A 21,708-nucleotide genomic window follows, 5' to 3' on the forward strand; every position below is an offset into this window, starting at 1 on the left:
GCGGACACACTTAGTAGTGGTTATGTCACGCTTCGCGGTCACCTAATCCTCAGAAAGGAGTTTCTCCACCGCGGCCATCACAGGAAGGTCCCCGGTCAGCCAGTCCACCGAGTAGTACTCCCCCGGCGCCAGCCACCGCACCGCCAGGTGCTCCTTGGCCTCCGGCTCCCCCGACACCACCCGGGCCAGCCAGACCCGCATCAGGTACCCGGGGGCCAGCGGCCACTCGCCGCCCACCCGCTCGCCCACCTCGATCTCCACGCCGAGTTCCTCGCGGCACTCGCGCACCAGCGCCTCGACGTCGCTCTCGCCCGGGTCCACCTTCCCGCCAGGGAACTCCCAGCCGCCGGCCAGCGCGGGCGGCTCGCCCCGCTGGGCGGCCAGCACCCGCCCGCCGGAGGCGACGATCACTGCGGCCACCACGGTCTGCGTCATAGGGAAGCATTCTCCAGCTTCTTGAGCTGCTCCAGCACGTCGGGGTTGGCCAGCGGCCGGGTGTAGCCGACGATGTTGTCACGCTCCTGGTACGTGGTGACCTTGATCGGGCCGCACAAGGTGCAGCGCGCCTCGATCATCTTCCCCTTCGCCACGATCATCCCGACGTGCCCGGGACTGTTGGGGCCCGTGCCGGGTCCCGCGTTGAAGAAGACCAGGTCCCCGGGCTGCTCGCTGCCCGCGTCGATCTTCACGCCGAACGGCCACTGGCCGAACGTGGTGCGCGGGATCGACAGCCCCGCCGCGCGGTAGGCCGCGTAGATGATCCCCGAGCAGTCGAACGCGTCGGGCCCCGTGCCTCCCCACAGGTACGGCTTGCCGCGCTGGGCCAGCGCGAAGGCCAGGATCTTGGCCACCACGGTGCTCGGCGCGGCCTCGACCAGCGGGTCGTCGCAGGAGGAGTCGGCCTGCGGCGGCACCGGGACGTCGCCGTTCTTGGCGTACTTGCGGGCGATCTCGATCACCTGGTCGACGTACCACCAGGCCCGGTTGTAGACGAACAGGGCCCGCCGGACGTTCTCGGGGGCTCCGTTGCGCTTGAGCATCTTGGCGGCGCCCAGGATGGCGTCGGCCGGGTTGTAGATGTCGCCGATCCCGTCGCCGTCGCCGTCGGAGGCGTAACCGCTGAACGTGGAGTCCATCCTGATCTGCGGCTTTCCGCCCCAGGTGCTGATCAGGAACTGCATGGGCCCGGCCGCGCCCGCCTCGTTGGTGCCGCTCTGCACGCCCGGCATCGTGGAGCGGCCGTGGTCGGTCTCCCGCTTGCCGACCCCGGCCAGGATGTTCCACTGCACGCCGATCTGCTTGCCGAACTTCTTGTACAGGTCCAGGTACTTGGGCGGGATGTCCGATCCGGCGGTGTCCGAGGCCTCCTCGACCGGCGTGCCGTTGCAGTCGGTGGAGCTCCCGCCGCCGCCCAGGATCGAGGGGACGGCCGTCATCAGCATCGGCGAGATGATGATCAACGCCAGGAAGAGCGCCCCGACGACGCCGATCACCAGGGCCGTGCGCGGCTGGGAGACCTTCACCCCTGGGTGTCCCCGTCTTGCCCGTCGTCGGCGGGCTGCATGTCGAAGACCCGCCAGTCGTTGCCCGCCTCGGAGACCGTCACCGCGTAGTCGTCGGCGAGTTGCTTGGTGCCGCTCTTGGCGGTCAGCTGCTGGGTGCCGGTGACCACGAACACCACGGAGGTCTTGCTGACCTGCCTGATCTCCTTCATCTTGGCCGTGGAGGTGGCCACGACCTGGTCGGCCCGGTTCTGCTCGACCGTGCCCGGCGAGGTGAGCGTCCTGGCCAGCACGTTGCCCAGCTCGGGCGTGGTGAACACCTTCACCCTGGCCAGGTAGGCGGCCGGGTCCTCGTCGTAGCGGAACGTTCCGTAGCTGGCGGTGAACCGCTCGGCCAGGTCGGCGGCCGCCGCCAGCTCCTGCTTGGACATGGGCAGGTAGGAGTAGATGTCGAAGGGCGCGCCGCTGGCGGTGGCCAGCGGCTTGCTCGGCGGCGCCGCCGAGGAGCTGGTGGTACGGCCGGCCGCCGGCTGCTCCGTCGACGGGTCGTCCGAACTCGGCCACATCGTCAGGTAGATCCCGACGGCCGCCACGATCACCACGATCGCGGCGAAGGCCACCCCTCGCTTGTCACCTGCCTGGGCCATGATCAGTCCTTGTCGGGATTGCTCGGCTTGAGCCAGAACGGCACGGCGGGGTCGTCACCGCCCCCGCCGTTGCTCTCACGCGAGGGCAGCCACAGCGGCGGCGGCTCCGCGGAACGCGGCGACGGCACGTCCCTGCTCCCGCCGCCGCCGAAGAGCCCGCCTCCTGAGCGCGACCCACCGGAGTTCCCGGACCGCGACCCGCCGGACCCGCCCGAGCCGCCGAACAGCCCGCCGGACCGCCCCGACCCGCCGGATCCCGAGCCCGACCCGGACCCGCGCCCGCCCGAACCACCGGACCGCCGCCCGGACGACCCGCCTGAACCGCCTGAACCGCCTGAGCCGCCGAACAACCCGCCCGAACCGCCGGACCCGCGCGAGCCCGAGCCGCCGAAGAGCCCGCCGGACCCACCGGATCCGCCGGAGCGCGTCCCGCGGGATCCCGAGCCGGCCGAGCGCGTGCCCGAGCCGCCGCGCGAAGCCCAGCCGCCGCCCGAGCGGCCGCCGAACCAACCGCTCCTGACCGTGCCGCCACCGGACCCGCCGGACGCGGAGCCCGCCCCCGCACCGGCGCTCGGACCGGCCGGCCCGCCGGACGCGCCCGCGGCCGTCCTGGTGCCGCCGAGGTTGAGCGGTGGCGCGGCGCCTGTCCGTGGCGCGGCGGTGGCCCTGGTGCCCGACTTGCCGTCGGGATTCAACGGCGCGGGCGTGGCGGGAACCCTGGTGCCTGAGGGCGTGCCCTGCTCGCCTTCCTCGCCACGCATCCGGCCCTGGGCGACCGCCGCAGCCGCGGCGCCTGCCGTACCGCCTGTAGCGGCGGCGGCGACCAGCGGTTCGGCCTTGCGCATGCCCCAGCGGCCGATCCTGGCGGCCGCCACCGGCGGCAGCGAGACGGCCGAGCGCTCGAGCACCGGCGAGGAGGCCGCCTCGCCCAGCATCCGGGTGGTCAGCGTGTGCCCGCTCATCGAGGCGAACAGGTGCTGGAACGGCCTGCGGTAGAAGAACACCGCGATCGTCAGCAACGCCATGAACAGGATCTGCAGCCCCCACGGCATGGCCGTGGAGATGATCAGCGCGTAGCCGTACACCAGCACGCTCAGGACCAGCGCCAGCACGGCCTGCCGCAGCAGCGTGCCGACCAGCATCTCCACCCAGCGCATCGCGATGATCCGCCCGGAGCCCGGATGCACGCCGATCAGCAGGAACACCGGACCCAGGATCAGCAGCAGCAGGAAGCCCACCTTGAGCACCAGCAGCGACACCGCGACCAGGAAGATGAGCACGCCCGCCACGCAGGCAGCGATCAGCGCCCCGATGGCCACGCCCAGCCTGCTGGTCCAGTCCTTGCCCTGGAAGATGGCGAAGCGCGGGTCGTTCTTCAGCTTCTCGGCCAGCGCCGCGTACTTGGCCTGCGCGGCGGCCGGGTCGGGCGCGCCGCCCTTGGCCACCTCGGCGGCGGGGATCGACTGCATCTCCAGCATGGTGCGGCCGAAGTCGCGCACCACGGGCTGGTTCGGGTCGGCGGTGCCGAACTCGCCCATCAGCCACGGCTTGCACACCAGCGTGGACCACAGGGCGTCGGAGTTCTGCGCCACGGTGGGCGTGCCGACCTGGGCGTAGCCGCCGGCCTTGACCTGCGGGCTGGTCTGGCCCGGCGGCGGCAGGCAGGAGGCGCCGCCGGCACCGGGCAGGCCGGAGAAGGCGGAGTTGACCACCTCGCCGGTCTTGTCCGTGACGAGCTTGCCCAGCCCGGTGAAGTCCTGCGGACGGCTGAAGAACCAGGTGGCCACCGTGACCGCGAGGACCATCCAGATGACGCCCTCGGCGGTGGTCGTGGCCCGTTTGCGGAGCAGGCCGTACCAGGCCAGCCAGATGGCGCCCAGGATCACGATCGGCCGCAGGTACGGCCAGTACATGGCGTCCGACAGCCGCTGGACCATCGTGTCGACCACGTCCTTGATGGACTGCAGCGGCCCCTCCGTCGCCGCGGCCTGGTACGTGGTGATCGTGAGCCGGTCGATGGCCTTGGCCCACAGGAAGATCGTGTTGGCCCAGGAGTTGCCCAGCACCGCCCCGATGTCGGAGCAGCCCAGGTCGTAGGTGTGCCAGAACTGGCCGGACATGCCGAACTGCTCGTAGTTCGTGGTCGGCGCCTGCGGCGTGCCGGGGGCCGTCGGCGCCTGCATGAGCCCGTCGACGCCGCTGCCGATGAGCTCGGGCGCCAGGTCGGGTGACAGGTCACATGGCCCGGCCGAGGCCGGTTGGATCCCTCCGATCACGATCGGGACGATCAGGATGCCCGCCAGCAGTGCCAGGGCGAGCGCCAGCCGCCTGGGTAGCCGGACCTTCATGACCGCACCTCCTGCGCGCTGCCCACTCCCCCTCGATGATCATCATGCCTGCTGTCGTCAGGTTTGTCGTGCGTCGGGTTCGTGTCCAGCCAACGGAGCAGCTCCTCGGAGATCAGGTCTACTCCGATGCGCCCCGCTCTGCCATCCAGATCGCGGAAAATGCATTCCCCGTTGCCGAGCGAGCGCAGCACGGCCTGATGCTCTTCCGAAGCGTCCACCCCGAGTAGCGACATCACGTGACCCACCTCGACCCGCTCGGTCGAGCGGAACGCGAACACCGACGACAGACAGTTGGTGACCTGCTCGTTCAGCAGGTCACCCGCGTTCTGGGAGACCAGCACGAGCGCGGTGTTGCGGGAACGGCCCATCCGGCTGACCTCGGGCACCAGCTTGGCGCCCTCAGGCGTGGAGGTGATGGCCCAGGCCTCGTCCAGGAAGATCGCCTTGGGCGCGCGCCGGTCGAGGCCGTTCATCAGGCGGCGGGCGAACTGCGAGACCAGGTAGAGCAGCGCCACGGACAGGCGCTGCTCGTAGGAGTAGTCGTCGCGGCCGGTCGCCACGTCGGGCAGCGTCAGCCCGCCCAGCGTGAACACCGTCGTCCAGCCCTCGCTGTCGATCTGGTCGCCGCCCGAGGGGTCGAAGCAGAGCGTGGCCAGGTGCATCTCCGACATCGAGCGCAGCACCGCGCCCAGGTTCTTCGAGGCGGGGTCGTCGGCCTGCTCCAGGTGGTCGACGACCTTGCCCAGGGATGGGTCGTCGCCGTTGGAGACCGCGGCGACGGCCTGGATCATGGCCGACTCGCGTTCCTCCGACATCCTGGGCAGCAGCAGCCGCAGCGTCTCGGTGGCCATGGTCTTCTTGGCCGCGATGTCGTCGCCGAAGGAGAACGGGTCGAGCAGCCCCGGCGCGGCCGAGCCGAGCGGGATGATGCGCGCCTTGCGCTCGCGCTTCTGCAGCAGCTGCACCAGCGACTCGGCGTCGCCCTTCGGGTCGATGACGGCCACGGTGACCCCGCGCAACGCCATCTGGTAGATCATCAGCAGCGCGAGCGTGGTCTTGCCGCCACCCGGCTCGCCGGTGATCGCGATGGCCGTCGGCCGGTTCCTGGTCGCGGCGACCAGCGGGTCGAAGTGGACGATGCTGCGGGCCCTGCCCACGGTCTCGCCGATGTACGGCCCGCGCCACCCCTCGGTGCCGTCGCCGAGCGTGTCGCCCAGCTCCACCGTGGCGGTGGCCATGCCGCCCGCGATGGTCCGCAGCGGCTGGCGCTGCGCGTAGGCGTTGACCCGGACCTTCTCGCCCGGCAGCGCCTCGCAGAACAGCGAGAACTGGTCACCGGTGGAGTTGACCACGTCGATGCCCATGTCCCTGTAGTGCTCCACGACCGCCTCGACGCGCTGGACGCAGATCTCCTCGGTCGGCGCGGCCACGATCAGCCTGTGCCAGCCGTACACGAAGGGCAGGCGTTCCTTGGTGATGCCGTGCTCCAGCATGCGGGCGGCGTCGATCTGCTCGGCCAGCGCGATCGGGGCCTCCGCGCCCGCCTCGCGGATGTGGATGTCCATGTCGCGGGCGTGCGCCAGCTTGCGCGCCACGTCCTTGGAGGCCTTGACCGGCGGGATGAGGCGCATCCTGCTGGAGATCTCGACCGGGAAGGGCAGCTGGTCGGCGAAGTGCATCCACGGCTCGCCGTCGGGGAACGGCATCAGGTCGGGGAAGCGCGCGAACGACAGGTGCGCCACGTAGGAGTCGCCCTGCGGCTGCACGATGCGCAGCAGCGACCTGCCGTTCTGGATCTCGCCCTCCACCAGCGACTCGATCTCGCCCTTGCCCCAGCGGCGGCGCGGGCTCGCGCTGGGCGGCGGGTCGCCGAGCGCGCCGTTCGTGGCGTGCTGGAACAGCCACGCCACCTCGACCGAGGTGGCGTGACGGGCGTAGAGGGCGCTGGAGGCCAGAGCCCGGCCCAGCCGTTCCGCCTGTTCGGTCCAGCGGGTGATCTCACCGTCGGGGACGTGGTCGTCGTCGATGCCGAGCGCCTTCTCGGTGCGCTGGTAGAAGCCGAACAGCTGGGAAAGGACGCCCGCGCCGAGCTGCTTGCCACGAGGGCCGAGCCGTACGCCCAGGTAGACCTCCTTGGACCAGAAGTCCTTGGACCAGACGTGGCGGTACATCTCCTCCAGGTAGTCGCGCCAGCCGGGGCCCTCGTCGGAGGTGGCGTTCAGCGCCATCGCCCACTCGGCGGCCGGGTAGGTGCGGTGCGCGACCCGCAGGTGGACCTCCGCGTCCGGCATGCGGATCGCCGCCAGCGCGATCGTGATGTTGGTGGCCAGCGCCTCGCGTTCCTCAGGGGTGACGAACTCGTAGCTGACCGTCGGCAGACGGAAGTACGCCCACGCCGAAGTCTCGGTGAGCAGGATCCGATCGTCGAAGTAGCGGACCGCCAGCCGCTGGTGCGTGCGGGACGCCCTGCTCATGCCTTACCGCTCACCGATTCGGGTCCCCGGGGGATCACTGGCCAACTCCTCTTCACTCGCACGGGAAGACCTACCTGCCGTCTGTGCTGCGAATCCCGCGACCACGACCCCGGCGAGGGCGAGATAGGCCCGCCGCCCGGCCGCGCGCAACTGCCCTGGCTCGACCACGTCCGCGCCGCCCGGCGCCAGGTCGTCCTCCCAGGGCACCCGGACGATGGCCCTGCACCTGCCGCTGGCCACCGACTCGGCCTGCTCGACGTCCGACATGCTGCGCCTGCTGACTCCGTTGACCACCATGACCGCGCGCCTGCGCAGGTCGGCGCAGCCGTGGCCGTCGAGCCACTCGTAGGTCATGGCGACCGCCTCGGCCGCCTCCTCGCTGGCCGGCACGACCAGGACCAGCTGGTCGGCGTACGGCAGGACCCTGGCGGCCAGCGCGGGCGCCGGGTCGACGACGGCCAGCTTGTAGTACCGGTCGATCAGGTGTACGGCCTGGCCGAGGCGGTCGTCGGAGAACAGGCTCCGGTCCGCCAGCCGGCGCTCGGCCTCGGCGTCGGAATCGGAGCCGATGACCTCGAGCCCCGAGGGTGTCCTGGTGGTGTAGCCGCGCATCGTCAGATAGCCGCTGACCCGGTCGAGCCCGGACAGCAGTGAGGTGAGCGTCTCGGGGGACTCGGGCTTGACCCGGTTGGACAGCGTGTGCGCGCCCGCGCTGGCGTCTACGGCCAGCACCCGGTCGTCGCGGTAGCGGGCCAGCGTGTGGCCGAGCATGAGCGTGGTCGTGCTCTGGCCCGCTCCTCCTGTGCAGCCGAGTATCACGATCCTGCGGCTGCCGCTGAAGACGGCCCTGGCTCGGGCCTCGTCGATCTCGGAACCGTCGCTGCGCACGCCGCTGCCGCCGACCACGACCTGGGCGATGCGCCGCCATCCGCCGGAGTCGCGCCCGACCACGGACTCGACCCGCCGCACGCGCGCCTCGCGCTCGGCGCCCGGGCGGGGCCCGGGTACCTGCCCCGAGCCGCCCTCCAGCACCAGCGGCGGCGCCTCCCCGGACCGCTGCCCTGACCGCTGCGGGGCCGCCGCGCGGGGTTGCGTCTCCGCGCCCGTCCCAGCCCGGGAGTCGGCCCGTGTCTCCGTGCTGGTCCCGCCTGGTGTCTCCGCGCCGGTCCCCGCCCGGGAGTCAGCCCCTGTCCCTGCCCGCGGTTCCGCGTCCTCGTGTGTCCCGGGGCGTGCGTCCTTGTTCTCGGTCTCGACGCGCGCGGCCTGGCCCTGCGTGCCGTCGCCTCGCGGCTGTCCGGTGCGCGCCTCGTCGTGGGCGGTCGGGGTGGCCTCGAGGGGGTTCGCCGCCTCGCCCGTCCTGCTCGTGCGGGTCGGCTCGTCGCTTCCGGACGGGCGGGAGATGGGCTTGGCGTCAGGCCGCAGGATCGGCCACACCGGGCGGGCGTCCGGAGTGGCGCTCTGGCGGGGTGGCTGGCCCTTGCGGTGCTGCAGGCGCGCGGCCTCTTCCTCGCGCGAGGACGCCTCGGTCTCGGCCTCCGGAGCGTCGGCGCTGGCCGCGAGCCGCCGCAACCGCCGCAGCGCCTCGGTGTCGATCGGCTTGCCTGTCCGCTCGCCCTTGCGCCCGCGCTCGGGCCCCTTGCCCTCGGCACCTTCCGGTACGGCAGGCGTCTCCTGTACGGCGGGCCGCTCCACACTCCGACGCGCCGCAGGCACCGACGCAGCCCCCGCCTCGCCCTGGGAAGCGCGGGCCGCCTCGACCTGAGACGCGGATCCCGCCTCGACCTGAGACGCGGATCCCGGCTCGGCCTGAGACGCGGATCCCGCCTTGGCACGGGAGGCCGTGACCTCCTCGGTCTGGAAGGAGGCGGATCCCGCCGCGGTGACCGCCTCGGCCTGGGAAGCGGTTCCTGGCTCGGTCTGAGACGTATGGCCTGGCTCGGCGCGGGAGGCGGTGTCCGGGGCGGACTGTGGAGCGGGGGTGACCGGCTCGTCGTGGGAGATGGGGGTCGGTTCGAGCTGGGGCAGGGAGAACGGCTTGGACCGGGAGGCGGTGTCCGGGGCGGACTGTGGGGCGGGGGTGACCGGCTCGTCGTGGGAGGCGGGGGTCGGTTCGAGCTGGGGCAGGGAGAACGGCTTGCGCCGGGAGGCGGGGGCCGGGTCCGCCGGGGAGGCGGTGGTCGGGGGGGCCTGCCGTACCGGGGAGTCCGGGTCGGATCGCCGTGTCCGGCGGGCGGGGCGGTCTGCGGTGGGCGGGTGGTCCTCGGCGGGGCGGCGGACACGGCGGTCCGGGGAGGCCGGCCGTACCGGGGAGTCCGTGGCGTGGGCCTTGGAGGTGCCGAGGGCGGGGGCGGCGCCGCGGCGGGGAGCGCCCCAGGTGGTGGGCTCGGCGAGGGGTGCCTGGACGGCGGCGGCAGCGGCGGCCGCGACCGCGGGGCGGACCTCGCGCACCGCGGGGGCGGCGACCCGCTCGCGCTGGGAGTGGCGGGCCTTGCGCGGCTGCTTGGCCTTGACGCGGACCTTGGCGGGCGTGGCGCGCCAGACCCGGCCGGAGAAGGTGATCGACTCGGGCTCGGAGCGGGGGGCCAGGCGGTACCAGGCGCGCGGCTCGCCGAGGTAGCGCAGCTGCGACTCGAGCAGCTCGGTCAGGCGCTTGCCCTCGATGACCGGGCGGGTGGACAGCCACGTGACGATGCCGGGCGGTACTAGGAACAGCACATGCCAGGGCATCGCCACGGGCACGTGCAGCAGCAGGAGCAGCAGCGACCACGGGACGAACACACCCACGAAGACACCGATCCAGACGATCGGAAGCGGCATCGGCAGCCGTAGGTCGTACAGCTTGTAGAGCCGCTTCTCAATTCGCCAGATATTGGTATACGTGGGCAGGTCCACGCAGTCCTCCTCTCCACCGCTCGCTCGTTCAATGACCGCCGGGGAGCGGTCTCAACCCTTACTTGATGCCTAGAGCACCGGCGATCGCCTTCGCCGTCACCTCGATGATGTTGGGAACGTAGAAGATCACGCCGATCGCCACAGCCAGTATGAGGAATTGCACGAATCTCGTGATCTCGCGGGTGAAGAGGAAGAAGAGCGCGACCACGGAGACCACGACGAGGAAGAGGGGCGCGAAGAAGGCGCGCAGGAAGTTGGCGAGCCCCTCGGTGTTGACGCCTGTCGGGACGGGCGACGGCGACAGCTCGATCAGGTTGAGCACTAGGGTTTTCAAGATCACTTCGGGTCCTCCCGGGGGGTACCGATCAGCAGCGCGGCCGCGACTCTAGCCAATGGCGCGTCCAGCGCCGCGGATGTCGTGGACGTACCATTTGTCGCCCTGCTTCTCGACGGTGAGGCGGTAGGCCTGCTCGAGGTGGCCGCCGGCCGCGCTCTGGTCGGAGGCGGTCGGGTCGGTGGATGGCACCGCGCCCGTGGGCACGGCCCAGACCACGACAGCCTGGATCTCTCTTGTGGCACCCCCCACAGGCACCACGACGCTCTTGAGCTGTCCGAAGGTGAGGGCACCGCCGAAGTTCGGCGGCAGGCTGCTGCCCGGGGCCATGTAGCGCTGCAGCCTTACCGTGTCACCCTCGGCGTAGGCCTTGAAGAAGTCCTCGAGTTGAGGCTTGATCTCGGCGGCCGCCGCGTCGTCACCTTCCGGCTCGGCGACCTGAGGGAGGTCGGCCGCCGAGGGAGCGGGCAGGAGGGCGGGACGGCCTGAGACGACGAAGCGCCTGCCCGCGTCCTTGCCCGAGTAGTAGATGGGCACCGACAGCAGCAGGCGGCGGTTGCCGGTCTGGAACGCCACCGAGACGACGGCGTTGCGGGAGTCGATGATCTCGATGTCGTAGGGCTGGATGGCGGAGGCGCCCATCTTGCCGTAACCGTCCCAGCCGAACTGCCGGTCGGCGCCGTCGGGGAGGAAAGCAGCCAGCTTTCCTGCCCTGCTCTCGGCGGTGGTGGCGTCGAATCCCAGGTAAACGCCCGCGAACTGGGCGGCGAACGCCATCCCGCTCTCGCTGGGGAATCCCTCGCTCGCCTTCTCCGCGCCATTCGCACTCGGCGCACTGCCCTGCGTAAACCGCTCAAATGGTGCACGGACCCCATTAACCACGATAACCAGAATAAGCGCCCAAAGAATGACTCGGCCGGTCCACACCAGCCAGCGTCCTCCACCGCCCGACCAGCCCCCTCGGCGGGGTCTGCGCGAGGACGGTGGGTCGTCGAAGTCGGCCGGGTCGAGGCGTGCCGAAAGCTCGGGGTCGCCAGCGATCCGAGGACCGTGCTGGACGGTTGACCTACGAGCCATCACGCCTCCGCTCGCGCCGATCCCCCCGGCTGGCGCGGTGTCGTCCGTTGTCGATCCCCATCATCCGGTGAAGCAGTCACCTTATCCGGTCTCGTCATTGTTCCAGGAAAGCCACGCCCATGCTGCAGGCATCGCCGCTCCCGGGCAAACCGAGTCCGCATGGCGGACCCGAGCGACCTCCTTCTGCCATCGTCAGTCGAATAACCATTTGACCAGGGCAAATGCGGACGAACGGATAACCTGGCGGCCAGGGATTGGTGTCCAAATAGCGCAGGGACTGTCCCGACCCACGCATTTGGTATATGACCCGCCCCTCAACCTGCACCTCCACCACGCCCCGTACGGCCCGCCCTGCCACCCCCACGCGACCTGCTGGAACGCCGGACACACGCAGGTGAGCAACCACCCACCCACCTCCAGCCCCACCCGGGAAAGCCCTGCACGGCCCGGCCACCACAGACCGGGACACGCACGCCCCCCGCCGCCACAGACCGGGCACACGCACGCCCCCGCCGCCACAGACCGGGCGCACACTCGCCCCGGCCGCCACAGGACTGGCACGCAGTCGCCTGGACACCGCGGGCCTGGCACACACCACCCCCCTGGCCTAGCCACCGCAGGCCAAGCACACCAACCCCTGACTCGGCCACCGCAGGCCGGGCGCACACCACCCCCTGGCCTGGCCACCGCAGGCCAGGCACGCCAACCCCTGACCCAACCACCGCAGGCCTGGCACGCACCGGCCACGGTCTGCCACAGGCGCACCCATCGAGCTGCCCGACCTGTTGCAACGGCGACGCGCAAGAGGACGGCCCGCCGCACACATCCAAACGCCCCATAGGCGTACAACCCGCCCACCACCGTGCGATCGGGGCACGCCGGACACGGCTTCGGGATCGTGGAGTGCCGGATGCGGCCTTGGAGGCGGCACACATCGGGGTGCTGCCTTGGATCTGGGGAGAGCCGGTTGGGGCGCTGTGGAGCGGACTGTCGGGCCGCGCCGGGGGATCTTGCTGGGGGGGCGCCGCCCGATGGGTCAGGCGGGCTCTGGGTCCTCGGGGGGCGCGGGGCGGCGGCTCTGGAGGTCTACTACCGGGGCCGGGGCGCCGGACTTCACGGCGCGCTCCAAGGAGCCTCTCAGGTCGGCGAGCATCGTCGTGGTGTCACGGCCGCGCAGGCGCGTGACGACCTCGTTGCGCTCGTCCACCTTCCTGCGCAGGTAGGCCTCGCGATTGACGCGCAGGCCGTACATGAGCTCAACCCGAAGCAGGGCGAGCTCCTCCTCGAGGCTGATACCCGCGAGCGTGGGTGCGGGACGTCGTTTCCGGATGATGCGACGGATCATGAGGCCCTCCCGAGTCAGCGTGAACGCCGTGACGATTCGACGCGTAGGGGAGCAAAGTGGTTGACGCAGCAGACATTGAAGCCGAACCTATTCCCGCTCCCTCCCCCGAATGCCCGCCGTACACGCCCCTCCCGGGTCGCCGTACGCGGGGCGCCGGACTCCGCCGTGCGGGTTCTCGCCGACCCGGCGCTGGGGGCGCGGGTTGGGGTTCGGGGCTTGTTGAGGTTGTCCGGACGCGACGGTCTTAGCCTCGGCGGGTACGGCACTTGTGGCCCGCCGTACGCAGGCGTGGCCCGCCGTACACGAGCCCGCATCGCCGTACACGAACGTGACCCGCCGGACGCAAAGCTGCGCCGCCGAGCATGGCCGCCCTACACGAGCCTGCCGTACGCGAGCCTGCCGTACGTGTGCCCGCCGTACGCGAGCCCGCCGTACGCGAGCCCGCCGTACGCGAGCCCGCCGTACGAGTCCTCGCCGCACACGAGCGTGAGCCGTCGTGCGTGGGTGTGGGGCGTCGGGTGTAGGTGTGAGGGGTTAGACGTTGAAGCGGAATTCGACGACGTCGCCGTCGCGCATGATGTAGTCCTTGCCCTCGATGCGGGCCTTGCCGGCCGCGCGGGCGTTGGCGATGGAGCCTGCTTCCATGAGGTCGTCGAAGGAGACGACCTCGGCCTTGATGAAGCCGCGCTGGAAGTCCGTGTGGATGACGCCGGCCGCTTCGGGGGCCGTGGCGCCCTTCTTGATCGTCCAGGCGCGCGTTTCCTTGGGGCCCGCCGTGAGGTAGGTCTGCAGGCCGAGCGTCTCGAAGCCGACCCTGGCCAGCTGCGACAGGCCCGACTCATCCTGGCCGACGGACTGCAGGAGTTCGAGGGCTTCGGCGTCGTCCAGCTCGACGAGCTCCGACTCGATCTTGGCGTCGAGGAAGACCGCCTCGGCGGGGGCGACCAGCGAGGAGAGCTGGGAGCGCAGGGCCGTGTCGACGAGTTCGTCGGCGTCGAGGTTGAAGACGTACAGGAAGGGCTTTGCCGTCAGTAGGTGCAGCTCGCGCAGTTCGGCCCCGTCGAGGCCGGACTCGAAGATGGTCTTGCCGGTCTCCAGCACGCTCTGCGCCGCCTCGGCGGCCTCGAGCTGGGCCTTCTTGTCCTTGTTGTTGCGGGCTTCCTTCTGCAGGCGCGGGATGGCCTTCTCGACCGTCTGCAGGTCGGCCATGATGAGCTCGGTGTTGATCGTCTCGATGTCGCGCTTGGGGGAGATCTCGCCGTCGACGTGGGTGACGTCGGGGTCGGTGAAGACCCGGATCACCTGGCAGATGGCGTCGGTGTTGCGGATGTTGGCCAGGAACTGGTTGCCCCGCCCCGCTCCCTCGGAGGCGCCCTTGACCAGGCCGGCGATGTCGACGAACTCCACCTTGGCGGGCAGGATGCGCGCGGACCCGAAGACCTCGGCGAGCTTGGGCAGCCGGTCGTCGGGTACGCCCACGATGCCCACGTTGGGCTCGATGGTGGCGAACGGGTAGTTCGCGGCCAGGGCGTTGCCCGTCTTGGTCAACGCGTTGAAGAGCGTGGACTTGCCGACGTTGGGCAGGCCGACGATGCCGATGCTGAGACTCACGTCCAGGGAGTTTACTTGCTCACGAGGTGCAGACAGGTCACGGGACGGTAGGCGCCTCTGGCCTCGAGGTAGCTGTCGGAGTTACGAGGGCAGCGCTCGACCGAGGATTCGAGCGAGGTCACCCGGGCCCAGGCCAGGGAGGACGAGCAGGCGACCTGGGTGATGGCGGAACGCGTGGTCGAGGCGTGGGGCGGGCGGGCCACGCAGGCGCCGCGGGCCAGCACGTGGCCGCCGCTGCCCAGGCAGGCCTCCTCGTGGTCGACCAGCGAGAGCGCGTCCAGGGTGCCGCGCGGGCAGTCCTCCGCGCGCCGGACCACCGCGACGGCCCTGCCGTACCAGCCGCTGCTTGCGCAGGGGCGCTCGCCGCCGTCGAGAGCGATGCAGTCACCCGGCCTGACCACCCCTCCACCGCCGCCGGGCTCGCCGGGGTGCGGGTCGAGGAAGTTGCGCACGCAGGCCGTACGGCTGCCGCCGATGCGCAACACGTCGTCCGAGTCCGGCGGGCAGGCACTGTCCGTCACGGCCAGGACCTCGGCGACGCCGCCGTTGCAGGGGGTCAGGTCGTAGCGGGACCCGGTCCTGCTCACGCAGGCGCCCGGCGACCACAGCAGCGTCTGCCGGGACACCGCGATCGTCTGCCCGGGCGGCGCGCTCCTGGAGGCGACGACGAGGCCCGTCAGGGCGACCACCGCGGTCAACACGACGAGGGTGGCCGCGACGGCCGCGACCACTTTCGGCCCGGTAGTCATATGGACACTGTGAGTGATGGCCGACGCGCCGCACAAGCGGAATGCGCAAGCGTGCCGGGAACATCCTGCAATCATCGATGGAGTGGACGTCGTCTCGCTTCTCATCGGGCTCGTGATCGGTGTTGCCATCGGTTTCCTACTGGCCAAGACCAGGACGGCGGAGGCGGGCGCCCGCGCCAGAGCGGCCGAGGAGAAGCTGGCCTTCGTCGAGGAGCAGCTGACCGAGCGCTTCCAGGCGCTGTCGACCCGCGCGCTCGACGTCAACAACCTGCGCTTCCTCGAGCTGGCCGAGTCCCGGCTCGCCGCCAGCAGGGCGGAGGCCACCGGCGAGCTCGAGCAGCGCAAGCAGGCCGTGGAGCACCTGGTCGGGCCGCTGAAGGAGGCCCTGTCCCGGGTGGAGGAGCAGCAGCGGGTGGCCCGCACCGAGCTGGCCAAGCAGGTCGAGTTCGTACGGCAGAGCAACCAGGAGCTCCGCTCGCAGACCAACGCCCTGGTCAGGGCGTTGCAGCGGCCGGAGGCCAGGGGCCGGTGGGGCGAGCTGCAGCTGCGGCGCGTGGCCGAGATCGCCGGCATGCAGCGCCACTGCGACTTCGACGAGCAGGTCACCGAGGGCGCGATGCGGCCCGACATGGTGGTACGGCTGGCGGGCGGCAAGAACATCGTGGTCGACTCCAAGGTCTCGCTGGCCGCCTACCTGGAGGCCGCCGAGCAGTCCGACGAAACGCTGGCCACGGTCCGGCTCGACGCCCACGCCCGCCACCTGCGCGAGCACGTGGACAGGCTGGCGGCCAAGGCGTACTGGCAGGGGTTCAACCCGTCGCCCGAGTTCGTGGTGCTGTTCATCCCCGGGGAGGCGTTCCTGGCTCCGGCGCTCGAGCGCGATCCCGGGCTGCTGGAGTACGCGATGGGCAGGCGGGTGCACATCGCCACCCCGACCACGCTGATCACGATGCTGCGCACCGCGCACTACGCCTGGCAGCAGGCTGCGCTGAGCGAGAACGCCCGGGCGGTCTTCGAGCTCGGCAAGGAGCTCTACGAGCGGCTGTCGTCGCTGGGCAGGAACGTCGACGCGCTGGGCAAGTCGCTGACGCGCGCGGTGGAGAACTACAACAAGACGGTCGGATCACTGGAAAGCCGGGTCATGGTCACCGCCAGAAAGCTCAACGAACTGGGCGTAGTGGACGGCGACCTCGACTCCCCCGAATCGCTCGACGGTCTCCCGCGGCCGCTCGCCTCCCCTGAACTGCTGGAAACCACGTCTCTGATTTCGCACGCGAACGGTAAGTTGGCCAACGGGTCGCAGTAAGGGGGGCGGGGCCAGTGAGTGAGAAAGGCAGGCGGTCAGCCGTGCGGTTGACGGCCCGTGGTGCCATCGCGCTCTCCCTTGTCATCACTTTGGCGGGATATATCCTCGCGGACCGGCTGGGCCTGCCGTGGCTGGTCGGCGTGCTGTTCCTGCTCGCCTCGCTGGTGGGGGCGCTGCTGGTCAACCGGCGGGAGCTGCTGTCGCTGGTGGTGACGCCGCCGCTGGTCTTCTTCGTGGCCACGCTGTTCGTGGAGCTCGGGCGGGCGATCGGCGCCTCCTCGATCGCCGGGTCGCTGGCCCTGGGTTTGTACACGTCGCTGTCAGGCGGCGCGCCGTGGCTGTTCGCGTGCTCGGCCGTGGTGCTGGCGGTGGCCTGGCGGCGCGGGCTCCGTGACAACGTGCGCGACCTGCGGGAGGAGCTGCGGGTCGACGCCGAGGTGCCGCGGCCGCGCAAGGAGCAGCAGCCCGTGTACGCGCCCGAGCCCGAGGGGTACTTCGAGTCGCGCGTCTACGGCACGGCTCGCACGGAGGAATAGGGCTTTTCCGGTGTACGGCCGGCGGTGCCACGGTCAGGGGCGCCGTGACGGCGGGCAACCGTCACCGACTCGCCGCAAGCGCCGCTCGCGGGTCCTCAGCCGGAGTACGGCGGGCGGCCGGTTGGGCGGCCTGCCGTACCACTCTTCAGACCCGTTCCTTTCGGAGTACGGCGGGCGGCCTGCCGTACTTCTCTTCAGACCCGAAGGTCCTTGCGGAGTACGGCGGGCGGCTGCCGTACCACTTTTCAGACGCGGAGGTCCTTGCGGAGCTCGTGGGGCAGGGCGAAGCGCATGCGCTCGTCGACCGGCTGGACCTCGCGCACGTCCTCGAAACCGTGGCGGGCCAGGTGGGCCAGCACCTCCTCGACCAGCTCCTCGGGGACCGAGGCGCCGCTGGTCACGCCGACCGTGGTGACGCCCTCGAGCCACTCGTCGCGGATGTCGGCGGCGTAGTCGACCAGGTAGGAGGCGTCGGCGCCGTAGTCCTTGGCGACCTCGACCAGGCGCTTGGAGTTCGAGGAGTTCTGCGAGCCGACCACGATGACCAGCTGCGACTCCGAGGCGATCTCCTTGACCGCGATCTGGCGGTTCTGCGTGGCGTAGCAGATGTCGTCGCTGGGCGGGTCGATCAGCGTCGGGAAGCGCTCCTTGAGCCGGGAGACCGTCTCGTTGGTCTCGTCGACCGACAGCGTGGTCTGCGACAGCCACACCAGCTTGCTCGGGTCCTTGACCTGGATGCGGTCGACCGCGTCGAGGCCGTCGACGAGCTGGATGTGGTCGGGGGCCTCGCCGGAGGTGCCCTCCACCTCCTCGTGGCCCTCGTGGCCGATGAGCAGGATGTCGTAGTCCTGGCCGGCGAAGCGGCGGGCCTCGTTGTGCACCTTCGTCACCAGCGGGCAGGTGGCGTCGATCGTGCGGAGGCTGCGCTGCCTGGCCTCGTCGTGGACGGCCGGCGAGACGCCGTGGGCGGAGAACACCACGATCTCGCCCTCGGGGACCTCGTCGGTCTCCTCGACGAAGATGGCGCCCTTGGCCTCGAGCGTCCTGACCACATGGGTGTTGTGGACGATCTGCTTGCGCACGTAGATCGGAGCGCCATACTGCTCCAGAGCCTTCTCGACCGCTACCACGGCTCGATCGACTCCGGCGCAGTAGCCGCGCGGCTTGGCTACGAGGACGCGTCGGGTGGTGGGGGTCTTGGACTCCATACCTCCTTATGCTACGTGGAGCGGCTGACAGGACCGCGCGTGCATCGCTGCTCGCGCTTTGCCAGACTGGCCGTCCAATACTGACCTCCCAGGGAGACGTCATGTCCCTCAGCGACGTGATACGCAACATCGCCAAGACAGTCACCGACAAGGACGAACTCAAGGAGAAGGCGAAGGACCTTCCCATGTTCGTCGTCCAGACCACGCTGAACGCCGCGGGCCAGGCGCTGCTGCTGGTCGACAGGGTGAAGAACTCCATCAAGGGCCTGGCGGCCAAGGACGAGGAGGAGGTGCACGAGACCGAGCTGGAGGCGCCCGAGGAGAAGCCGGCCCGCCGCGAGCCCGTCATCTTCGCCCCCCGCCCGTCCGACGCCGAGCCGAACGGCACCGCCAAGGCCAAGCCCGAGCCGGTCATCTTCTCCCCCGCGGGCAAGCCCGCTCCCGCCGAAGAGACCAAGCCGCTGGTCACGGAGACCCCCGCAGCCCCCGAGCCCGCAGCGGTCGCCACCGAGCCCGTCGTGGCTGAGGAGCCCGCCCCGGCTGCCACCGTCGTGGCTGAGGAGCCCGCCCCCGCTGCCGCCGTCGCGGCTGAGGAGCCCGCCCCCGCCGTCGCCGCCGACGAGCCTGCCGCCTCAGTCGCCGAGGAGCCCGCTGTCGCGGTCGCCGACGAGCCGAAGCCCGCTGCCAAGCCGAAGGCCGCCGCCAAGCCCAGGGCGGCTCGCAAGCCCGCGGCCAAGAAGGCGCCCGCCGTACAGGAGGAGCCGCTGCCCGGCTACTCGGAGCTGACCGTGGCGTCGCTGCGGGCCAGGATGCGCGGCAAGACGGCCGAGCAGATCAAGGACTTCCTGTCCTACGAGCAGGCGACGACCGCGCGGCCCGAGGTGATCAAGATGTTCGAGAACCGCCTGGCCAAGCTGGAAGCCGGAGAATAGTCGGCCGTTCCCCGTAGTCTCGGGCCATGACCTCGAAGACCTCGCCCGAGTCGCCGCTGCCGATCCGCACCGTCCTGCAGATGGTGGGCGGCTGGATCGGCAAGCTCGGCACGGTCTGGGTCGAGGGCCAGATCACCGAGCTCAGCGCGCGCGGCGGCACGGTGTTCCTGACGCTGCGCGACCCGGTGGCCAACGTCTCGGCCAGGGTGACCGCGCCGCGCGGGGTCTACGAGGCGACCGTGCCGCGTCCCGTCGACGGCGCTCGCGTGGTGATGCACGTCAAGCCCGACTTCTGGATCAACAGGGGCTCGTTCGCCTTCACCGCGCTCGAGATCAGGCCCATCGGCGTGGGCGAGCTGCTGGCTCGCCTGGAGAAGCTGCGGCAGTTGCTGGCCGCCGAGGGGCTCTTCAACGCCGACAGGAAGCGGCGCCTGCCCTTCCTGCCGGGCACCGTCGGGCTCATCTGCGGCCGTGACTCGGCCGCCGAGCGCGACGTGCTCGACAACTCGCGGCGCCGCTGGCCCGCCGTACGGTTCAAGGTCGAAGAGGTGGCGGTCCAGGGGCCCTACGCGGTCGGCGAGGTCACCGAGGCGCTGCGCAAGCTCGACGGCGACTCCTCCGTGGACGTCATCGTCATCGCCCGGGGCGGCGGCTCGCTCGAAGACCTGCTGCCGTTCTCGGACGAGACGCTGGTGCGGGCCGTGGCGGCCTGCCGTACCCCCGTCGTCAGCGCCATCGGGCACGAGCAGGACAGCCCGCTGCTCGACCTCGTCGCCGACGTGCGCGCCTCGACGCCCACGGACGCGGCCAAGAAGGTCGTCCCCGACGTCGGCGAGCAGCTCACCCTCGTCCGCCAGCTGCGCGACCGGGGGCGCAGGGTGCTCGGCGGCTGGCTCGACCGCGAGATGTCCTGGCTCACGTCGACCCGCTCGCGCCCCTCCCTGTCGGACCCGGTCCGCGAGCTCGAACGCCGCGCCGAACAGGTCGACGCCCTCCGCGACCGCGGCCGCCGCTCGCTCACGAGCTCGCTCGACCGCGCCTCGGACTCCCTCACCCACCTCCGCGCCCGCCTCGTCTCCCTCTCCCCCGCCGCCACCCTCGAACGCGGCTACGCCATCGTCCAGTACCCGTCGGGCGAGGTCGTCCGCCTCGCCAAGGACGTCCCCCCCGACTCCCTGCTCACCATCCGCCTGGCGGACGACCGCCTGACCGTCCGCACCGAACCTCCCACCCCGTAGCCCCACCCTGTCGTCAACACCACGTACGGCAAGCCCCCGCGCAGGGGAAGACCTACGGCTCGCCACCAACTGCGCCGGGTCGGCGAGAAGAGGTACGGCGGAGCCCGGCGAGACGACTTATGAGCACACGTGGCAACGTCTGGGCGGTGCGGGACCGGTCGAGACGATGGCAGGACGCCCCTGCAGGGGCGGCCTGGGATCCAGAGGCGCGCCTGCTCGCTGGCCGCCGCACGCCGCCCCTGCAGCGGGCGGGCTTGGCAACGCGGCGGCGAGAGGGTGTACGGCGGGCCGCCGCGCCACATGTGAAGCGCGACAACCACAGAGGCCGGGAGATGTCGCGGCAAGGCAGCAGCGAGGCTCGACCACGGCGAGGCATGGCGACCGCCGGAACGATGCACTCCTCGTGTTCACCCACGTCACGCACAAAGACCCGCGACCCTGCACGGGGTCGGCGGAAAGGCGTACGGCGGGACACAGACCGCGACTCTGCGCGAGGTCGACGGAAAGGCGTACGGCAGGGCACATACCCGCAACCCTGCGCGGAGTCGACGGAAAGGCCTACGGCGGGACACAGACCCGCGACCCTGCGCTGGGTCGGGGGGAAGGCGTACGGCGGGGCTTCGGCGGTCCGCGCCGGCGGGTTGGGGGTTGGTTAGGGGGCGGTCCAGGTGAGGCCGGGGTATGGGGAGGTGAAGCCGTAGGAGCGGTAGAGGGGTTCGCCGTCCGAGGTGGCGTGCAGGTCCACGCGGGAGACGCCGTTGTCGCGGTACCAGGTCATGAGGGCGTCCATGATGGCCCTGCCGTGGCCTCGCCTGCGGTGTGCCGGGTCCGTCGTCATGCCGAGGATGTAGCCGAAGCGGCCGTCCGGCAGACGCGGGCCCGGGAAGCGTTCGAAGATGAAGCCGATGCCGCAGGCCGCCAGCGTCCCGCCCGGGGCGTCGATGACGTACACCGCCACGTCCGGGTCGCCAAGCCGGTTCTCAAGGCTCGCCGCGTACGCCTCCTCCCACCCTTCCCGAACGCCCGCCATCCCCGCCTCGGCCTGATCGCCCGCCATCCCCGGCTCTACCTCCACGCCCGCCATCCCCGGCTCGGCCTCCATCCCCGCCATCCCTGGCTCGGCCTCCATCCCCGCCGTCGCGGGCTCGGACGAGCCGCCCGCCGTACCAGCAGCCTCGGACGAGCCGTCCGCCGTGGCGGCAGCCTGAGACGAGCCGCCTGCCCCGGCAGCATCGGACGAGCCACCCGCCGTAGCGGCAACCTGGGACGAGCCGCCTGCCCCGACAGCCTCGGACGAGCCGGCCGCCGAACCAGCAGCCCCGGACGAGCCGTCCGCCGTGGCGGCAGCCTGGGACGAGCCGTCTGCCGTGGCGGTCTCGGAGGGGCCGTAGGAGGGGGTGCCTGCCGTACTGGGTGAAGGGGTGTCGGCTGACATGCGGACGGCGAGGAGTTGGCGGAGGCGGACCAGTTCGGGGATGTCGGCTTTGGTGGCTGGGCGGACGGGCATGC

Annotated in this window: 17 protein-coding genes; 4 read left to right on the top strand and 13 right to left on the bottom strand. The window is 71.1% G+C overall.

The genetic code is table 11. The features are described from left to right. Nucleotides 1-42: 42 nt before the first annotated feature. The 11 genes from KIK09_RS55680 to KIK09_RS55730 form a co-directional block, all read right to left on the bottom strand. Nucleotides 43-435 carry a (deoxy)nucleoside triphosphate pyrophosphohydrolase gene (locus tag KIK09_RS55680; protein WP_214327682.1) on the bottom strand — a complete coding sequence of 131 codons (393 nt, stop codon included), beginning with the start codon at nt 433-435 and terminating at the stop codon, nt 43-45. Beyond that, nucleotides 432-1,523, bottom strand: coding sequence for a C40 family peptidase (locus tag KIK09_RS55685; RefSeq protein WP_308164868.1), 1,092 nt, complete (start codon nt 1,521-1,523; stop codon nt 432-434). The genes KIK09_RS55680 and KIK09_RS55685 overlap by 4 nt, the downstream gene beginning before the upstream one ends. Beyond that, complete coding sequence (locus KIK09_RS55690) at nt 1,520-2,149, bottom strand: hypothetical protein (protein WP_214327683.1); 630 nt, start codon at nt 2,147-2,149, stop codon at nt 1,520-1,522. Before KIK09_RS55690 ends, KIK09_RS55685 begins: the two co-directional genes overlap by 4 nt. Before the next feature lie 2 nt (nt 2,150-2,151). Then, a complete protein-coding gene (locus KIK09_RS59805; protein ID WP_214327684.1) occupies nt 2,152-4,497 on the bottom strand; it encodes a type IV secretion system protein in 2,346 nt (781 codons plus the stop codon). Beyond that, complete coding sequence (locus KIK09_RS55700; RefSeq protein ID WP_214327685.1) at nt 4,494-6,971, bottom strand: ATP-binding protein; 2,478 nt, start codon at nt 6,969-6,971, stop codon at nt 4,494-4,496. Before KIK09_RS55700 ends, KIK09_RS59805 begins: the two co-directional genes overlap by 4 nt. A 3-nt stretch (nt 6,972-6,974) precedes the next feature. Then, a complete protein-coding gene (locus KIK09_RS55705; protein WP_214327686.1) occupies nt 6,975-9,863 on the bottom strand; it encodes a conjugal transfer protein in 2,889 nt (962 codons plus the stop codon). A gap of 58 nt (nt 9,864-9,921) precedes the next feature. Next, nucleotides 9,922-10,185 (bottom strand): hypothetical protein, encoded by a 264-nt coding sequence (locus tag KIK09_RS55710; protein ID WP_372455843.1) that lies wholly within the window; start codon nt 10,183-10,185, stop codon nt 9,922-9,924. A 63-nt stretch (nt 10,186-10,248) separates the two neighbouring features. Beyond that, nucleotides 10,249-10,974: a conjugal transfer protein gene (locus KIK09_RS55715; RefSeq protein ID WP_250575398.1), complete on the bottom strand. Its 726-nt coding sequence runs from the start codon at nt 10,972-10,974 to the stop codon at nt 10,249-10,251. 1,336 nt (nt 10,975-12,310) lie between these two features. Next, nucleotides 12,311-12,619 (bottom strand): hypothetical protein, encoded by a 309-nt coding sequence (locus KIK09_RS55720; protein WP_214327689.1) that lies wholly within the window; start codon nt 12,617-12,619, stop codon nt 12,311-12,313. A 534-nt stretch (nt 12,620-13,153) separates the two neighbouring features. Continuing rightward, nucleotides 13,154-14,230: a redox-regulated ATPase YchF gene (gene ychF, locus KIK09_RS55725; protein WP_214327690.1), complete on the bottom strand. Its 1,077-nt coding sequence runs from the start codon at nt 14,228-14,230 to the stop codon at nt 13,154-13,156. 11 nt (nt 14,231-14,241) lie between these two features. Continuing rightward, nucleotides 14,242-14,979, bottom strand: coding sequence for a hypothetical protein (locus KIK09_RS55730; RefSeq protein WP_214327691.1), 738 nt, complete (start codon nt 14,977-14,979; stop codon nt 14,242-14,244). A 73-nt stretch (nt 14,980-15,052) separates the two neighbouring features. Here KIK09_RS55730 and KIK09_RS55735 point away from each other — a divergent pair, with 73 nt between their 5' ends. Together KIK09_RS55735 and KIK09_RS55740 are read left to right on the top strand one after the other, a co-directional pair. After that, nucleotides 15,053-16,285 carry a DNA recombination protein RmuC gene (locus KIK09_RS55735; RefSeq protein ID WP_308164872.1) on the top strand — a complete coding sequence of 411 codons (1,233 nt, stop codon included), beginning with the start codon at nt 15,053-15,055 and terminating at the stop codon, nt 16,283-16,285. Nucleotides 16,286-16,374: 89 nt separating this feature from the next. Then, nucleotides 16,375-16,821: a DUF6542 domain-containing protein gene (locus KIK09_RS55740; RefSeq protein ID WP_250575399.1), complete on the top strand. Its 447-nt coding sequence runs from the start codon at nt 16,375-16,377 to the stop codon at nt 16,819-16,821. A 245-nt stretch (nt 16,822-17,066) separates the two neighbouring features. On the opposite strand, the gene KIK09_RS55745 is transcribed toward KIK09_RS55740, so the two are convergent. Next, the gene (locus KIK09_RS55745) at nt 17,067-18,029 is read right to left on the bottom strand and encodes a 4-hydroxy-3-methylbut-2-enyl diphosphate reductase (RefSeq protein WP_214327694.1); all 963 of its coding nucleotides are present in this window, start codon (nt 18,027-18,029) and stop codon (nt 17,067-17,069) included. Nucleotides 18,030-18,130: 101 nt separating this feature from the next. Here KIK09_RS55745 and KIK09_RS55750 point away from each other — a divergent pair, with 101 nt between their 5' ends. Then, nucleotides 18,131-18,961 carry a DUF8129 domain-containing protein gene (locus KIK09_RS55750; RefSeq protein WP_214327695.1) on the top strand — a complete coding sequence of 277 codons (831 nt, stop codon included), beginning with the start codon at nt 18,131-18,133 and terminating at the stop codon, nt 18,959-18,961. 26 nt (nt 18,962-18,987) lie between these two features. Then, nucleotides 18,988-20,199, top strand: coding sequence for an exodeoxyribonuclease VII large subunit (gene xseA / locus KIK09_RS55755; protein WP_214327696.1), 1,212 nt, complete (start codon nt 18,988-18,990; stop codon nt 20,197-20,199). Between the two features lie 652 nt (nt 20,200-20,851). Here xseA and KIK09_RS55760 read toward each other — a convergent pair. Further along, nucleotides 20,852-21,706: a GNAT family N-acetyltransferase gene (locus tag KIK09_RS55760; RefSeq protein WP_214327697.1), complete on the bottom strand. Its 855-nt coding sequence runs from the start codon at nt 21,704-21,706 to the stop codon at nt 20,852-20,854. Nucleotides 21,707-21,708: the final 2 nt, after the last annotated feature.

It is taken from the genome of Nonomuraea sediminis (genome assembly GCF_018531495.1).
GTDB lineage: Bacteria > Actinomycetota > Actinomycetes > Streptosporangiales > Streptosporangiaceae > Nonomuraea > Nonomuraea sediminis.

What these genes read in the sequence shown, in the direction of transcription:
- KIK09_RS55680 (WP_214327682.1), bottom strand. Translation starts at nt 435, where the DNA reads ATGACGCAGACCGTGGTGGCCGCAGTGATCGTCGCCTCCGGCGGGCGG.
- KIK09_RS55690 (WP_214327683.1), bottom strand. Translation starts at nt 2,149, where the DNA reads ATGGCCCAGGCAGGTGACAAGCGAGGGGTGGCCTTCGCCGCGATCGTG.
- KIK09_RS59805 (WP_214327684.1), bottom strand. Translation starts at nt 4,497, where the DNA reads ATGAAGGTCCGGCTACCCAGGCGGCTGGCGCTCGCCCTGGCACTGCTG.
- KIK09_RS55700 (WP_214327685.1), bottom strand. Translation starts at nt 6,971, where the DNA reads ATGAGCAGGGCGTCCCGCACGCACCAGCGGCTGGCGGTCCGCTACTTC.
- KIK09_RS55715 (WP_250575398.1), bottom strand. Translation starts at nt 10,974, where the DNA reads ATGGCGTTCGCCGCCCAGTTCGCGGGCGTTTACCTGGGATTCGACGCC.
- KIK09_RS55720 (WP_214327689.1), bottom strand. Translation starts at nt 12,619, where the DNA reads ATGATCCGTCGCATCATCCGGAAACGACGTCCCGCACCCACGCTCGCG.
- KIK09_RS55730 (WP_214327691.1), bottom strand. Translation starts at nt 14,979, where the DNA reads ATGACTACCGGGCCGAAAGTGGTCGCGGCCGTCGCGGCCACCCTCGTC.
- KIK09_RS55745 (WP_214327694.1), bottom strand. Translation starts at nt 18,029, where the DNA reads ATGGAGTCCAAGACCCCCACCACCCGACGCGTCCTCGTAGCCAAGCCG.
- KIK09_RS55750 (WP_214327695.1), top strand. Translation starts at nt 18,131, where the DNA reads ATGTCCCTCAGCGACGTGATACGCAACATCGCCAAGACAGTCACCGAC.
- xseA (WP_214327696.1), top strand. Translation starts at nt 18,988, where the DNA reads ATGACCTCGAAGACCTCGCCCGAGTCGCCGCTGCCGATCCGCACCGTC.
- KIK09_RS55760 (WP_214327697.1), bottom strand. Translation starts at nt 21,706, where the DNA reads ATGCCCGTCCGCCCAGCCACCAAAGCCGACATCCCCGAACTGGTCCGC.